Raw genomic sequence first — 802 nt, forward strand, 5'->3', positions numbered from 1 at the left:
TAAAGCAGGAAAATACACTGTCAGCTTAACAGTAAAGAATGCTGCAGGAAGCAGTACGAAAACAATAAAGAATTATATTGTGATAAACGAGTTGAAAACTCCTGTTGCCGCTTTTTACGCTTCCCCAAGGTCAGGAAAAGCCCCACTGAATGTGCAGTTTACTGACAAAAGCAGTAATAGTCCAACTTCATGGAAATGGAGTTTTGGAGACGGAACCTATTCAACATCTAAGAGTCCTGCACATAAGTACAGTAAAGCAGGAAAATATACGGTCAGCTTGACAGTAAAAAATGCTAAAGGCAGTAATACTAAAACTATGTCTGGGTATATTATAGTAAGCAAATAAGTAATGTAAACTCATGGATTAATTGGAGAAATATAGTAAACTCACTAACTAGTTGATGTTTTTCTATATTTCACAAAATTTCTTATTTTTCAACAATCTCAAAATGTGTTATCTTAAAATGATTTCGCCTTGAAACTTTATTCCTTTTGTCCATTTTAAACGTGGATTTATTGGACTTTTATGCAGTAGGTTTACTCAGTAGGCAAAAGTACCTATATAGTGTATAGAGACCAGAAAATGATATTAATTAATTTTCAAAACTTTCTGTAAATAGTATTAACTAATTAACGCTGCCCAAAAAACACTATCAAGAAAATGGTTGATTTTTCAAAAAATACTGAAGAATTTGGGTTTAAGAAAGGAAAAAAGAGAAAATATTGATTAAAAGAGAGAAGAAAGATAGGTCGTGTCCCTAAATCATTGACTTAGTTTTATATAATCTTGAATCTATTATTA

1 protein-coding gene is annotated in these 802 nt (G+C 31.4%); it reads left to right on the forward strand.

Going from position 1 to position 802, the window contains the following annotated elements:
• Positions 1-346, forward strand: a 346-nt coding sequence (locus tag ASJ81_RS14300; protein ID WP_141241738.1) for a PKD domain-containing protein, incomplete at its 5' end; no start/stop codon positions are given.
• Positions 347-802 lie beyond the last annotated feature (456 nt).

Source organism: Methanosarcina spelaei, assembly GCF_002287235.1.
GTDB classification, from domain to species: Archaea; Halobacteriota; Methanosarcinia; order Methanosarcinales; family Methanosarcinaceae; genus Methanosarcina; species Methanosarcina spelaei.